The sequence below is a fragment of the Arthrobacter sp. ISL-65 genome, assembly GCF_018613795.1.
Taxonomy (GTDB): Bacteria; Actinomycetota; Actinomycetes; order Actinomycetales; family Micrococcaceae; genus Arthrobacter.
The window spans coordinates 108,770-121,954 of the sequence record NZ_JAGGPN010000040.1 but is presented as its reverse complement, the minus strand read 5'-3'; the positions used below and the strand labels follow the sequence as shown (position 1 = coordinate 121,954).

The following is a 13,185-nucleotide window of genomic DNA, read 5'->3' as shown; positions in this document are numbered from 1 at the left end:
AACGGATAGTAGCGGGGTTTAGCTAACCTCGTTGATGCGGATCAGGTTCCCGGCCGGATCGCGGAAGGCGCAGTCGCGGACACCATACGGCTGTTGGGTGGGCTCCTGGACCACCTCGGCGCCGCTGGCCTGCACCTTCTCGAACGTGCCGTCCAGGTCCGGCGTGCCGAGCACGAGGCGGGCGTAGGTGCCCTTGGCCATCATTTCGGTGATGGTGCGCCGCTCGTCCTCGGTGATCCCCGGGTCGGCGGCCGGCGGTTCCAGGACAATGGACGTGCCGGGCTGGTCCGGAGGACCGATGGTGAGCCAGCGCATTCCGCCGTATCCCACATCGTTGCGGAGCTCGAACCCGAGGGTGTCGCGATAGAACGCCAGTGAGGCGTCGGCGTCGCTATGCGGAAGGAATGTCCAGTGAATGGTGAGGTTCATGCCGCCCAGTCTAGGCGCGGCCCGACGGGACCGCTTCTCGATTCCTGACCGGTCTGCTCACCTGTTTCACCACGCATGACGGCATGCCAGCCGTCTCCTCCGCGGCCTGTGTCCGGTACGAACTGGGCGGCATGCCGACCAGTTCGGTGAAGCGGCTGCTGAACGTCCCCAGCGAGGAACAGCCGACGGCGAAGCACACCTCGGTGACGCTGAGGTCGCCGCGCCTCAGCAGCGCCATCGCCCGCTCAATGCGCCGCGTCATCAGGTAGCTGTACGGGGGCTCGCCGTAGGCCTCCCGGAACTGCCGGCTGAGATGTCCGGCCGACATGTTCACGCCACGGGCCAGCGCCTCGACGTCCAGCGGCTGGGCGTACTCCCTGTCGATGCGGTCACGGACGCGGCGCAGCAGCGCCAGATCGTCCAAGCGCTGAGCTGCGGCGGGTTTGCTGGTCACAGTCGAGATGGTGCTACGTCCGGCGGGAGTTGTCCAGTCCGGAGTTGTCCAGTCGGAGCCCAGTCCAATCCATTGTCTTATCCTGCGCTCTCGTTAAGAATGAACGAATGACGGTCTATGTGAGAGCCCTCGAAACTGCAGTTCCGCCGACTCTGCTCATCCAGCACGAGGCCCGTGACGTGTTCGCAGCCCAGCCCGGCCTGACACGCCTTGGCTCACGGCTCGTGTCCACGTGCTTTGATTCCGCCGCCATCGACACCCGGTACACGGCAGTCCGCGAACTGACCTTGGCTTCCACCGCCGAAAATCCGCAGTTTTTCGATCCCGAGACCGGCCTGCTGCGGAGCCCCAGCACCAAGGCACGCAACAACCTCTTCGCCGAGGAAGCAACGAAGCTTTTCATCGATGCGGCGGACGCGGCCGTATCCAAATGCGACGGTATTGATCCGCTGGACATCACCCACCTCATCACGGTCTCCTGCACCGGATTTTTCAATCCCGGCCCCGACTACAAGATTGTCCGCGCCCTCGGGCTCAACCCTGCGGTGCAGCGCTACCACCTGGGCTTCATGGGCTGCTACGCAGCGTTTCCGGCGCTCCGTGCGGCCAAGTCATTCTGCGAGGCGGATCCCACGGCGGTTGTGCTCGTCGTGTGCGCCGAACTGTGCTCCCTGCACGTCCGGACCTCCAACGATCCCGACACGATCATGGGATCTGCACTGTTTGCGGACGGTGCGGCGGCCGCCGTCGTGACGGCACGCGTGGACCTGGAGTCCCCGCCGCTGCTCCAACTGGACCACTTCGAGACGGTCCTGACTCCCGTAGGTGAGGACTCAATGGCCTGGAACATCGGCGATGAAGGCTTTGAGATGGTGCTCGGCAACTATGTGCCGCACATCATCGACGAGCACATTGTGGGCGCGCTCGAGCCGCTGCTGGCACGCGACGCCTCCCTGCGGGAACTCGCCTACCGCGACATCACCCACTGGGCCATCCACCCGGGCGGCCGCAGCATCCTGGACAAGGTGCAGTCCCGGCTGGACCTCACCGACGAGCAGCTGCGTCCGGCCCGCGAAACCCTGCGGAACTACGGCAACATGAGCAGCGCCACGGTGCTCTTCGTCCTCAAGCACATCCTGGATCTTCCGTCGCGGGAGGGGGCCGAACGCATCTGTTCCATGGCCTTCGGCCCCGGACTGACTGTGGAAACCGGGCTGTTCACCAAGGTGAAGCAACCAGCCAGTGAGCTTGACGCCGTGGCCGGCGAGGCCGAGCCGTCCCTGGCCTGACGGTCGTGAAGATCCCAGGAAGCGGCCCAGGCATCCTCGGCCTACGGGACACGGACACCGTCGAGGAGATGGACCGGCCGGACTGCGATCCGGAACGGCTTCAACGCACCTACGAGCAATTCGCACTGGTGAACCGCGTGGTCTCCGGCTGGCGCCGGCTGTACCGCACCAGAGTCCGCGCGCAGCTGGCAGGCGTGGGCACGGCAACGCTGCTGGACGTCGGCTGCGGCGGCGGCGACCTCGCCGTGATGCTCGCCCGCTGGGCGGCCAGGGACGGCATCCAGCTCCAGGTGACCGGGATTGACCCGGATGCAAGGGCCTTCCGCTTCGCCGCCGGCCGCAAGCCCGTCCATGGTGTCGAATTCCGCCAGGCGAGTAGCGGCGATCTGCTCGCCGAGGGCAGGTCCTACGACGTCGTCATCTCCAACCACGTGCTGCACCACCTGACCCCGCCGCAACTGCAGTCATTCCTGGACGACTCCGCCGGGCTGGCCCGCTGCCTGGTCCTGCACAACGATCTCAGCCGGAGTGCAGCTGCCTATGCGCTGTTCAGTGCCGGCGCCCTGCCGCTCACCGGCTCCTACATACGCGGAGACGGACTGACTTCGATCAGGCGCAGCTACACCGTACGGGAGCTGGCCGCCGTGGTCCCCGCCGGCTGGACGGTGGAACCGCACTCCCCCTTCCACTGCCTGCTCACCCACCGGCGACGCCCGGCATGACCGATGTGCTGATCGTGGGCGGCGGGCCGGTTGGTCTCTTCATGGGTTCGCTGCTGCTGCAGCACGGCGTCGCGGTGCGGGTCCTGGAAAGGCGGACCGGACGGAATGCCCACACCAGGGCCATCGGGATCCATCCGCCGGCGCTCGCCGCCCTGGAGCGCATCGGCGTTGCCCAGGAGCTGATCGGCCGGGGCGTTCCGATCCGCCAAGGCTTCGCCGTCAGCAACGGCCGGAGGATCGCGCACATGCCGTTCGCTCCGGTCTCCCACCGGTACCCGTTCGTCCTCGCCGTGCCCCAGCCCGTGACGGAGGAGGTCCTGGAGCGGCGGCTCCGGGAGTTGGACGGCGGCGCCCTGCTCCGGGACGCCCGCGTTACGGGAATGCACGACGACGGCGCCCGGGTCACGCTCAGCGTCACCACTGTTGGGGCCGTCTCCAGCCACTCCGCCGCGTTCGCCGTGGGCGCCGACGGCGCCTACTCGACGATGCGGTCCCTTCTAGCGGTCGCGGCGCCGGAGAAACTGTATCCGGACCACTACCTGATGGGTGACTATCCCGACTCCAGCCCCTATGGCTGCGATGCCGCGCTGTTCCTGGAAAGCCACGGCATCGTGGAGTCCTTCCCGCTCCCCGGCGGCGTCCGCCGCTGGGTAGTCCGGCTGGGCAGCCCGCCGGCCAGCCCAGACGCGGAGCAGTTGGCGGCGCTTGTTGCCCGCAGAACCCGCGTGGAGCTGGACCCCGATGCGAACACCATGCTCAGCAGCTTCAGTGTCCGTGCGCGGCTGGCCGCGCGCATGGTTTCTGGCCGGACGGCACTGATCGGTGATGCGGCGCACGAGGTCAGCCCCATCGGCGGGCAGGGGATGAACCTTGGCTGGCTGGACGCAGAAGCGCTGCTGCCGGCGATCCTCGCCGTCCTGCGTGCGGAGCCTTCCGCTGAAGCCCTCCGGCGCTTCGATACCTCACGACGCCGGGCGGCAGCCGCGGCCAAACGCCAGGCCGAGGTGAACATGGCACTTGGCCGGCCCCTTCCGGTCGGTCTGCTGCGGCCACGGAATGCGGTGATTGCCCGTGCCGCCGCTGTACCGGCCTTCAATGCCCTCGTGGCCCGGCGCTTCACCATGCAGTAGCGCGCCACGGCGCGGCACAAGACGGCACAGCCCAAGACTGCACAGCACTGCACAAGACAGCACTAGGCTGTCCCCATGACCCACGCAGCTCCGCCCACGACCTATAGCCCCGCCCGCATCAGGGAAACAGTGCAGGAACTTTTGGCCGCAGAGGACTTGCCGCCCATCGTGCAGGCCGGGCACCCGGTCCTGCGGCAACATGCGGCTCCCTTCGAGGGCCAGTTGGAGCCGGACGAGCTCAGCCAGCTGATCGTCCTGATGAGGAAGGCCATGCACGCCGCGCCGGGCGTCGGGCTGGCGGCTCCGCAGCTGGGTGTTCCGCTGCAGCTGGCCGTCCTTGAGGACCAGTTTGAGATCGACGAGGTCACGGCTGCGGCCCGCGGCAGGGCGCCGCTGGAGTTCTTCGCCATGCTGAATCCGTCCTACTCCCGCCTGGGAAACGGGACCGCCGCCTTCTTCGAAGGTTGCCTGTCGCTGTCCGGACTGCAGGCTGTGGTGGAACGTCCCGAAAGCGTGCGGCTGGAGTATGTAACGCCCGACGGCGGGCAGGTCACCAAAGACTTCAGCGGCTGGCAGGCGCGGATCGTGCAGCACGAAACCGACCACCTCAACGGCAGGCTCTACATCGACCGGGCCGAGCTCCGCTCGCTCAGCACGAACAGCGAGTACGCCACGCGCTGGGCGGAACCGGGCATCGCTACGGCAAGCCGGGAGCTTGGCTTCCCGGCAAGCGCGCAGGCCCGCCGGGAAGCCCTCACGGATTAGGTAGGGGCGGCTTGGACGGCGGCGGCTGGGGCCGAGTCCATTCAGGCGTTTCCTAAGCGGTTGTTGTCCGTCGGCAGGTACTTCGCCCACCAGGCCAGGATCTGTTCGAACCGCTGCCGCCGGTGATGCGGCGTTCCCGAGCGCGACAACTCGTGGTCCTCGCCCGGGAACACGAGAAACGCGGAGTCGACGCCCTGCTGCTTGAGCGCAGTGAAGTAGCGCTGGCCCTGTTCCACCGGGCAGCGGAGGTCGTCCTCGCTGTGGATCACCAGCGTGGGCGTCCGGACCGCGGCAACCGTTGCCATGGGGCTTTGTGCGGCCACCTGCCCGGCTGCCGAGCCGACGTATTCACCGCCGAAGAACCAGCCGATGTCCGACGAACCCGTGAAGCTGACGGGATCCAGGAAGCCCCGCTCCACGATGGCTGCCTGGAACCGGTGGTCCTGGCTGATGGTCCACGCCGTGAGGTAGCCGCCGTAGGAACCGCCCATGATCCCCAGGGCGCCGGCGTCGAGGGAATCGAACTTCTCGAGGCTACCGTCCAGGAAGGCGAGGACGTCCTGCATGTCCACGGTGCCCATCCGCTCCTTGATGGACCGGCCGTGGGCTTGGCCGTAGCCGGCGGAGCCGCGTGGATTGCACATGAGCACGGCGTATCCCGCCGCCGCGTAAACCTGTGCTTCGTCGAAGAACGCGGTGGTGTACTGCGCGAAGGGTCCGCCGTGGATGTTCAGCAGCACGGGGTGGGGTCCCTTGCCCGGCGGCAGAACCAGCCAGCCGTGGACCGGGTAGCCGTCCGGGGCAGGAAACGTCAGCTCCTGCGGTTCGATGATGCCTGCTTCGGTCCGCAGGGCGGCGGAGAAATCGCTGAGCAGCCGGAGCTGGCCGTCTTCGAGGACCCCCACGTCACCCGCCGTGGCGGCGTCGCTGTAGCTGAGGAACACCGTGCCTGCAGCGTCGCCGGCCCCGGCGACCACCCGGTCACCATGAACGAGGAGGGAGTGGTCTCCCGTGGCGCTGAATTCGAGCAGCTCCACCGTTCCCTGGGCATTGTTGAGCACCAGGGCACTGTCTTTGCCGCGGAGGCCGATGGTGGCACCGGGCGCTGCGACGTCCATGTTCTCCGCGTCACTCAGGGCCGTGGCGTCGCCCCCGGCGGTGGGCATGGCATGGAGCACCGTGTTCTTGGCAACGAAGTCCTGGCCGGTGCTGCCCAGGTCCTGGGCAGTGAAGAACAGCCAGCGCCCGTCGGCCGACTCCCGGACGTCGGAAACGGTCTGGGCACCCAAGTTGGGGACCGGCACCAAAGCCGGGGTGCCGCCGTCGGCTGCTACGCGGTAGATCCCGGATACCAGATCCTGGTCGGCATCCTCGTGGAGGGACGCCACAAAGTAGATGGCGCTGCCGTCGCTGCTGAAGGTTGCGCCGGTGTGGTCGGTTGCCGACGTCGTGAGCCGGCGTGCCTCCGGGAACCCGCCGGAATCCTCGCCGGACTCCTCGCCGGACTCCGCCGAACTTTCACTCTCGCTGCCGCTCTTGCCCGTCCCGCTGTCGCTTCGCTTAGCGGCGCGCCCCACTGGCTTGACCCAAGGTTCCCCGCCCAGTTCCGGAACATCGAGCAGGAAAAGCTGCAGCGGCTTGTCCCGGGTGTAGCCCACGCCGTTCATCCTGTACTTGTAATCCGTGATCAACCGCGCGTCCTCGGCACCGGACGCCACGCCGTCGAGCGATCCGTAGCGGCCTTCTTCCGGTTCCCTGGAACCGAACACGAGCCGGGTGGAGTCCGGTGACCAGGCGAAGGAGCTGACGCCCATCTTGCTGTCGGTCAGGGCCTGCGGCTCCCCGCCGGCGGACTCCACCACGTGGAGCTGGGGCTTGCCTCCCGGGGCGGCGCGGAGGAAAGCCAGCACCCGGCCGTCCGGCGAAAAAGCCGGCGCCGTGTCGCGGAATCCCCGGGTCACGCGGCGTGGCAGCTTTTCCGGGTCCCGGGGCACACTCCATAGCTGGCCAACGTAGGAGTCGGCGTCAAAGTCCGGCCGAACGACGGACACAACGGCCCTGGTGCCGTCGGGGTGCACGGCGGGGACGGAGACGGAGTTGAGCAGCGGCAGATGTTCAGGCTTCATCCACGTGAGCCTAGCGGGTCGGGCAAGGGCACGGAACGGTAGCCGCGGAAAACACCTGCCCTAGGATTGTCCTCATGCTCTCGCGCCTGCCCGTTCTGCTTTGTCCCGTCTGCCGCCAGGATCTTCAACCCGTCGGCGATGGCGGCACCGGCCGGGTCCGGGCGCTGGCGTGCCGGGAGCGGCACAGCTTCGACGCCGCCCGGCAGGGGTACTTCAACCTGCTGGTGGGCAAGGGAACCGCCTTCGAATCGGATACCGCGGAGATGGTTGCGGCACGGGCAGCCTTCCTCGACGCCGGTCATTACCGGCCGTTGGCTGAGGCGCTGGCCCGGGCAGCCGAGCCGGCGTTGAACGGCCCCGCCCCGACGGTCCTCGACTCCGGGACAGGAACGGGCCACTACCTGCGGGCGGTCCTTGATTATCTGGACGATCACTTGAAGCACAGGGAACATGGTGACGGCGCCGACGGCGTGGCCGCCGTCGGGCTGGACATCTCCAAGTTCGCCCTGCGCCGCGCCGCCAAACTCAACCCGGAAGCCATCAACCTGGTGGGTGACGTCTGGCAGCCACTGCCGCTCCCGGACGCCGCCGTCGACGTCGTCACCGTGGTGTTCGCGCCCCGCAGCCCGGCCGAGTTCGCCCGCGTACTCAAACCCACGGGCAGGCTCATCGTAGTGACGCCGCGAGCCGGCCACCTCGGGGAAATCGCCAGCCGGGCCGGAATGCTGGGCATCGACCCCGGCAAAGACGAGCGCCTGGCCGACGCGCTCGCAGGCCGCTTCTCGCCGCTGTCGACGCAGGACATCGACGTGGACCTGTCGCTTTCTCCCGAGGACGTAGCCAACCTCGCGCTCATGGGCCCTGCCGGCCACCACACGGACCGTGCCACACTGACCGAACGGCTGGCCGGCCTTCCGCAAACCACCAGGGTCTCCGCCCGGTTCCGGATCAGTATCTTCGTGCCCTCGGAAATCCCTGCTCCATAACGGCTTGGCCACGTTCCTGCGCTGCCTGCCATTCCCCTGCCGGGGGCTCCTGCTTCGGTCTACGATGGAAGAAAGTTACTGAGGGTCTGCCCCGCGGCCCTTGGAATCAAGGGGGAACGCGATGTTTGAATGGCTTGGCCAAAACTGGTGGGCGCTGTGGCTCACCCTCTTCCTGGTGTTCGCCGCCGTGGAGATGCTGACCCTTGACCTGTTTTTCATCATGCTGGGCGGAGGCGCCCTGGCCGGCCTGGTGGCCGACTTCGCCGGCGCGGATCTGTGGCTGCAGATCGTGGTGTTCTGCGTCGTGTCGCTGCTTATGATCGCGTTCGTTCGCCCGGTGACACTCAAGCACCTGCACAAGGGCCCGCCCGAACAGCGCACCAACATTGACCGCCTAATCGGCGAATCAGCGCTTGTCCTGGAGGCAGTAACGGCCACCGGTGGACGCGTGAAGATCGGCGGCGACATCTGGAGCGCCCGGTCGCAGTCCGGCGTCCTGCCTGAAGGCCAGCGCGTCATCGTCTCGGCGATTGAAGGTGCGACGGCGGTCGTGTCACCGCAGGCTGAGACCGCCGTCCAGTAGGCGGCTCCCCCATGGGTTTCTGCTCCCGCCGCGGCGGAGCAGCAGATTGCGGCGAGTTTTCGCCAGGTTAGAGCTTCACTGAAAGTTGGGGACAAAGGAGAAGTATGGATAACCCAGGAGGAATCGCACTCACGTTCGTGCTGGTGGTTCTGATTATTTTCGTCATCATCGTGCTGGTCCGCTCTGTGCGGATCGTGCCGCAGGCCCGGGCCGGCGTCGTGGAACGGCTGGGGAAGTACCAGCGGACGCTTAATCCGGGCCTGACCCTCCTCATCCCCTTTGTTGACCGGCTTCTGCCGCTGCTGGACCTGCGCGAGCAGGTGGTGTCCTTTCCGCCGCAGCCCGTGATCACGGAGGACAACCTCGTGGTGTCCATCGACACCGTGGTCTACTTCCAGGTCACCGACCCCCGCGCCGCCACTTACGAGATCGCCAACTACATCCAGGCAGTGGAGCAGCTGACCACCACCACCCTGCGTAACGTGGTGGGTGGCCTGAACTTGGAAGAGGCGCTCACGTCCCGCGACCAGATCAACGGCCAGCTGCGCGGCGTCCTGGACGAAGCCACCGGACGCTGGGGAATCCGCGTCTCCCGGGTGGAACTGAAGGCCATCGACCCGCCGCACTCCATCCAGGATTCGATGGAGAAGCAGATGAGGGCAGAACGTGACCGCCGCGCCGCGATCCTGACCGCTGAGGGAACCAAGCAGTCTCAGATCCTGACCGCGGAAGGGCAGCGGCAGGCCGCCATCCTCAAGGCCGAGGGTGACGCCAAGGCTGCCATCCTGCGTGCCGACGGCGAGTCGCAGGCCATCCAGAAGGTGTTCGACGCCATCCACAAGGGCAACCCGGACCAGAAGCTGCTGGCCTACCAGTACCTGCAGACACTCCCGAAGCTCGCGGAAGGCTCGTCCAACAAGCTGTGGATCATCCCCAGTGAAGTCGGCGAGGCACTGAAAGGCATCGGCAGCGCTTTGGGCGGAACCAACCCTGATCCCCGATCCGGCGACCTGTTCGGGGGCCAGGACGGCGGCCAGTCCGGTGCCCAGTCCGGTGGCCAGCCCGACGAGGCGGCGGCCCGGACCCAGGCGTAGAGTTTCAGGGCAAGCAAAGGGAGGCAGGCCGATTGGCCTGCCTCCCTTTTTCGTCCGACTATGCCCGCGTTGCTACGCTCGGCCGCCTTGCTGCGCCCTGCCGGAATCCGTATAATGGGATATTTGTCCGGCCGGATCAGTCCGTGCGGAACAACAATGCTTGGCGAAGCGTTTCACCTAGTGATGCTACGTGAACAACACCGTAGTCCGGAGGCACCCTTAGCAGGGCTTCCGGCTAGCGCGGAGTCCGCTCCGCGAACCGATTAGAGGGAGAAATCATGAGCGATCGCAGCCTGCGAGGCATGCGTCTTGGCGCCCAAAGCATGGAGACCGAATCCGGCGTGGAGCCGGCTCCGCGTCAGCGGGTTGAGTACCGGTGCGAGGACGGCGAACAGGTTTTTGTAACCTTTTCCTCCGAAGCCGAAATTCCCCCTGTCTGGGTTTCCAAGACCGGCAAGGAAGCGCTGCTCGTTGATGGCGAACGCCCGGACACCAGCAACGAAAAAGCAGTCCGTACGCACTGGGACATGCTGTTGGAGCGCCGCTCGCTTCCCGAGCTTGAGCAGATCCTCGAAGACCGTCTCACCATTCTGCGCGAGCGTCGCGGCGAACGGCGTTCAGCCTAACCGCTGCTAGCCGGCAGGCAGGCGCTACAGCCAAAAAGGCCGGATCCGCTGCACCACATGGTTGCAGCCGATCCGGCCTTTTGTGTATCCGCCTGGTCTTTGTGCCGCTAGTCGCGCGGGCTCTTGCCGGTCAGCTTCTTCCAGCGGGCGGTCAGGCCCCACTTCGTCACGTTGATCATGGCCTCAACCACGATATTGCCGCTCATCTTGGAAGCCCCCAGTTCACGCTCCACGAACGTGATGGGCCGCTCCACGATGTTAAGCCCCATCTTCGCGACGCGCCACGCGAGGTCCACCTGGAAGCCGTAACCCACGGAATCGACCTGGGCCAGGTTCAGCTTCTCCAGTGTGGTGCGCCGGAACGCCCGGTACCCGCCGGTCACGTCCTTGATCTTGAGGCCGAGCATGATGCGCGCATACGTGCTCCCGGTCCGGGAAATGGCCTGGCGGTACAGTGGCCAGTTCACGACGCTTCCGCCCTTCACCCAGCGGGAACCCATGGCGAGGTCTGCGCCCTGGTCCACGGCCTCCAGCAGGGAGGGCAGCTGTTCGGGCTGGTGCGAACCGTCGGCGTCCATCTCCACCAGGACGTCGTAGCCGGCGTCCAGTCCCCACTTGAAGCCCGCGATGTAAGCGGCCCCCAGGCCTTCCTTGCCCTTCCGGTGCAGGACGTGGACCTGGTTGTCCCCGGCAGCAATGCTGTCCGCCAGCTGTCCGGTGCCGTCCGGGCTGTTGTCGTCCACAACGAGGACGTCGGAGGCCGGCACGGCGGCGCGCAGGCGTCCCAGAGTCTTGGGAAGCGACTCCAGCTCGTTGTAGGTGGGGATGATGGTGAGGACACGCACAGGGAGGCCTTTCCTGGATGGGAGCGGTCAGTGCGCGGGAAGCCTGGCGGGAACGCCGGCTCGTAAAGCGCAACTCCCCATTATACGGGCCCCGGACAGCGCTTCCGTCCGCTTAGCTGGCATCGGGGCCGCAAGTGCGCGTTCGCGCTTGTTTATCAGCAGCATGGGTGGCCGGGGTCAGGCTCCGCCACGGGCGGGTCCACGCGCCACGGGCCAGTTGCTGATGCCGCGATAAGCGGATGGAGGAACTGTTTTCTGCTGCGCTTTGGACCCGCCCCGGAAGCTCAATGCTACGGACTGGCTGGGGGCTGTCAACAGCCCTCTGACCTGCCAGTTCATATATCGTCGCAGGTCAGCGCCACTTCTGGGCGGGTGATGTGTCGTCAGATGGCGGCCGGATGGCGCAATATGTCGCCGCCAGACCCGCCTGCTGATCAGGCGCCGAGGGCCCCTGCGGAGAACAGCTCCAGCCCGTTCCGCACGGTCTGCAAACACCGCGGATCCGTGCCGGTGTCCAGCGCGGGCAGCAGCGGCGTGCGGGCACGGGGATCCGTGCTCCAGGACTGGACCCTGCCGTCCGCCACCTGGACCATGAGCTCATCCACTTCCCAGACGGCGAAGGTTGCGGGAGCCCCCGGTACCAACTGGCCGGCCATGGGGTCTTCGTACCGGGCGGCGCGCCAGCCGGCCCGCGTGTGGCCGAGGAAGGCTGCACGGGCGGAGATGCGCTGGTCCGCGTCGTGGTGTTCGAGGCATGCCCGCACGCTGGACCAGGGACGGAGCGGCGTCACCGGGGTGTCGCTGCCGAAGCAGATCGGGACACCTGCCGAGTAGAACGAGGCGAACGGGTTCATGCCGCGGCTGCGGGTGCCGAGGCGCTGCTCGTAGAGCCGCCCCTGGCCGCCCCACGCGGCGTCGAAGGCGGGCTGCGCGCTGACCGTCACAGAGTACTTCGCCAGGCGGGCGATCGCGTCGGCGTCGGCCATTTCGACGTGCTCAAAGCGGTGCCCCGCGGCCCGGACCCGCTGCTCCCCCACCTCGGCGGCTGCCTCCTCGAGGGCCTGCAGGGCCGCATCGAGGCCGGCGTCGCCAATGACGTGGAATCCGCCCTGGATACCCAGCACTGAACACGCCGCCAAATGCGCGGCCGCGTCAGCCACGGAAAGGTAGGTCGTGCCGCTCTCCTCCGGTGCGTCCGCATAGGGTTCCCGCAGGGACGCCGTGCGGGAGCCGATTGATCCGTCGATGTTCAGGTCCCCGGCAAATCCGCGGACCCGGACCCCGAGCTCGGCAAGCAGCGCCTCGGCGTCGGCCGCCGTCGGCGTCAGTTGCCCCCAGTACGGGAGCACCTCCGGTGCCGGGCGGGAGCCTGCCGCGTCATTCCATCCGGCCGCCAGCCGCAGGTCCTCGACGCTGCTGATTTTTGGTGCACCCATCTCGGCCAGCGCCACATACCCGTTGGCCGCAGCCTCGTCCAGCGCACGCCGCTGGTATTCCTGAAGCGCAGCGGATGACAGGCGGCGGGTGGCCTGCCGGGCAGCACTGTGGGCCTGGCGCTTCACGTGACCGCCGGGCGCGTAGCCGTCCAGCTCCGCCAGCCCGGCACTGGCCACCAGTGACGGCGAGACGAGGGCGGAGTGCACGTCAACGCGGGAAAGATATACCGGACGGCCAGCGGCAGCCCGCTCCAACTCTCCGGCGTCCGGGAGCGTGGGATCGTCCCAGAGGGACTCATCCCAGCCGTGCCCCAGCACTGCACCGTTTCCGCCCGAGGCCGCGACGGCGTCCAGCAGTTGGCGGGCGGACCGGACACCGCCCAGCTGCAGTGAGTCCAGCGCGATGCCTGTCTCCGTCAGGTGGGCGTGGGAATCGACAAAACCCGGGGCCACGAGGGCGCCGCGCAGATCGATGATGTCCATGGAGCTGTCGGCGATGGAAGCAGCAGCCTGCTCCGAACCGACCCAGGCGATGGTGTCGCCGTCCACGAGCATGGCCGTGGCGAAGGGATCAGCCGCGGTGTAGACGGAACCGTTGCGGTACAGCCTGACCTTAGACGGTTCGCTTCCATCCTGCGGGCTGGCGGGGGCATCGGCCATGGAGGCGCTCCTTGGGGTGGTGTTCAATCCGGGTGTTCAA

At 67.2% G+C, this 13,185-nt stretch carries 13 protein-coding genes; 8 read left to right on the top strand and 5 right to left on the bottom strand.

The features are described 5' to 3' along the window. Positions 1–18: 18 nt before the first annotated feature. Positions 19–429, bottom strand: a complete 411-nt coding sequence (locus J7I85_RS18095) for a VOC family protein (protein WP_214854403.1) — start codon at positions 427–429, stop codon at positions 19–21. 10 nt (positions 430–439) lie between these two features. After that, positions 440–883, bottom strand: coding sequence for a helix-turn-helix transcriptional regulator (locus tag J7I85_RS18090; protein WP_214854400.1), 444 nt, complete (start codon positions 881–883; stop codon positions 440–442). A gap of 107 nt (positions 884–990) precedes the next feature. Here J7I85_RS18090 and J7I85_RS18085 point away from each other — a divergent pair, with 107 nt between their 5' ends. The 4 genes from J7I85_RS18085 to J7I85_RS18070 all read left to right on the top strand — a co-directional run bounded on the left by J7I85_RS18085 (position 991) and on the right by J7I85_RS18070 (position 4,789). Then, on the top strand, positions 991–2,172 hold the full coding sequence (locus J7I85_RS18085) for a type III polyketide synthase (protein WP_214854397.1): 1,182 nt from the start codon (positions 991–993) through the stop codon (positions 2,170–2,172). Between the two features lie 68 nt (positions 2,173–2,240). Beyond that, on the top strand, positions 2,241–2,894 hold the full coding sequence (locus tag J7I85_RS18080) for a class I SAM-dependent methyltransferase (RefSeq protein WP_214854464.1): 654 nt from the start codon (positions 2,241–2,243) through the stop codon (positions 2,892–2,894). Then, positions 2,891–4,024, top strand: a complete 1,134-nt coding sequence (locus J7I85_RS18075) for an NAD(P)/FAD-dependent oxidoreductase (RefSeq protein WP_214854394.1) — start codon at positions 2,891–2,893, stop codon at positions 4,022–4,024. The genes J7I85_RS18080 and J7I85_RS18075 overlap by 4 nt, the downstream gene beginning before the upstream one ends. A gap of 75 nt (positions 4,025–4,099) precedes the next feature. Next, positions 4,100–4,789: a peptide deformylase gene (locus tag J7I85_RS18070; protein ID WP_214854391.1), complete on the top strand. Its 690-nt coding sequence runs from the start codon at positions 4,100–4,102 to the stop codon at positions 4,787–4,789. Between the two features lie 41 nt (positions 4,790–4,830). Here the strand turns inward: J7I85_RS18070 and J7I85_RS18065 are convergent, their stop codons facing one another. Beyond that, complete coding sequence (locus tag J7I85_RS18065) at positions 4,831–6,915, bottom strand: S9 family peptidase (protein ID WP_214854388.1); 2,085 nt, start codon at positions 6,913–6,915, stop codon at positions 4,831–4,833. 74 nt (positions 6,916–6,989) lie between these two features. Between J7I85_RS18065 and J7I85_RS18060 the strand changes: the two genes are divergently transcribed. The 4 genes from J7I85_RS18060 to J7I85_RS18045 all read left to right on the top strand — a co-directional run bounded on the left by J7I85_RS18060 (position 6,990) and on the right by J7I85_RS18045 (position 10,204). Then, a complete protein-coding gene (locus tag J7I85_RS18060) occupies positions 6,990–7,901 on the top strand; it encodes a putative RNA methyltransferase (RefSeq protein ID WP_214854385.1) in 912 nt (303 codons plus the stop codon). Between the two features lie 121 nt (positions 7,902–8,022). Then, positions 8,023–8,484 carry an NfeD family protein gene (locus J7I85_RS18055; protein ID WP_190605356.1) on the top strand — a complete coding sequence of 154 codons (462 nt, stop codon included), beginning with the start codon at positions 8,023–8,025 and terminating at the stop codon, positions 8,482–8,484. A 104-nt stretch (positions 8,485–8,588) separates the two neighbouring features. Continuing rightward, on the top strand, positions 8,589–9,578 hold the full coding sequence (locus J7I85_RS18050; protein ID WP_214854382.1) for an SPFH domain-containing protein: 990 nt from the start codon (positions 8,589–8,591) through the stop codon (positions 9,576–9,578). 278 nt (positions 9,579–9,856) lie between these two features. Further along, positions 9,857–10,204, top strand: coding sequence for an RNA polymerase-binding protein RbpA (locus J7I85_RS18045; protein ID WP_003802221.1), 348 nt, complete (start codon positions 9,857–9,859; stop codon positions 10,202–10,204). 107 nt (positions 10,205–10,311) lie between these two features. Here the strand turns inward: J7I85_RS18045 and J7I85_RS18040 are convergent, their stop codons facing one another. Both J7I85_RS18040 and J7I85_RS18035 read right to left on the bottom strand, forming a co-directional pair. Further along, positions 10,312–11,049 carry a polyprenol monophosphomannose synthase gene (locus J7I85_RS18040; protein WP_214854379.1) on the bottom strand — a complete coding sequence of 246 codons (738 nt, stop codon included), beginning with the start codon at positions 11,047–11,049 and terminating at the stop codon, positions 10,312–10,314. Between the two features lie 434 nt (positions 11,050–11,483). Next, positions 11,484–13,145 (bottom strand): amidohydrolase, encoded by a 1,662-nt coding sequence (locus tag J7I85_RS18035; protein WP_214854376.1) that lies wholly within the window; start codon positions 13,143–13,145, stop codon positions 11,484–11,486. Positions 13,146–13,185 lie beyond the last annotated feature (40 nt).

What these genes read in the sequence shown, in the direction of transcription:
- J7I85_RS18045 (WP_003802221.1), top strand. Translation starts at nt 9,857, where the DNA reads ATGAGCGATCGCAGCCTGCGAGGCATGCGTCTTGGCGCCCAAAGCATG.
- J7I85_RS18080 (WP_214854464.1), top strand. Translation starts at nt 2,241, where the DNA reads ATGGACCGGCCGGACTGCGATCCGGAACGGCTTCAACGCACCTACGAG.
- J7I85_RS18065 (WP_214854388.1), bottom strand. Translation starts at nt 6,915, where the DNA reads ATGAAGCCTGAACATCTGCCGCTGCTCAACTCCGTCTCCGTCCCCGCC.
- J7I85_RS18085 (WP_214854397.1), top strand. Translation starts at nt 991, where the DNA reads ATGACGGTCTATGTGAGAGCCCTCGAAACTGCAGTTCCGCCGACTCTG.
- J7I85_RS18055 (WP_190605356.1), top strand. Translation starts at nt 8,023, where the DNA reads ATGTTTGAATGGCTTGGCCAAAACTGGTGGGCGCTGTGGCTCACCCTC.
- J7I85_RS18075 (WP_214854394.1), top strand. Translation starts at nt 2,891, where the DNA reads ATGACCGATGTGCTGATCGTGGGCGGCGGGCCGGTTGGTCTCTTCATG.
- J7I85_RS18050 (WP_214854382.1), top strand. Translation starts at nt 8,589, where the DNA reads ATGGATAACCCAGGAGGAATCGCACTCACGTTCGTGCTGGTGGTTCTG.
- J7I85_RS18070 (WP_214854391.1), top strand. Translation starts at nt 4,100, where the DNA reads ATGACCCACGCAGCTCCGCCCACGACCTATAGCCCCGCCCGCATCAGG.
- J7I85_RS18060 (WP_214854385.1), top strand. Translation starts at nt 6,990, where the DNA reads ATGCTCTCGCGCCTGCCCGTTCTGCTTTGTCCCGTCTGCCGCCAGGAT.
- J7I85_RS18035 (WP_214854376.1), bottom strand. Translation starts at nt 13,145, where the DNA reads ATGGCCGATGCCCCCGCCAGCCCGCAGGATGGAAGCGAACCGTCTAAG.
- J7I85_RS18095 (WP_214854403.1), bottom strand. Translation starts at nt 429, where the DNA reads ATGAACCTCACCATTCACTGGACATTCCTTCCGCATAGCGACGCCGAC.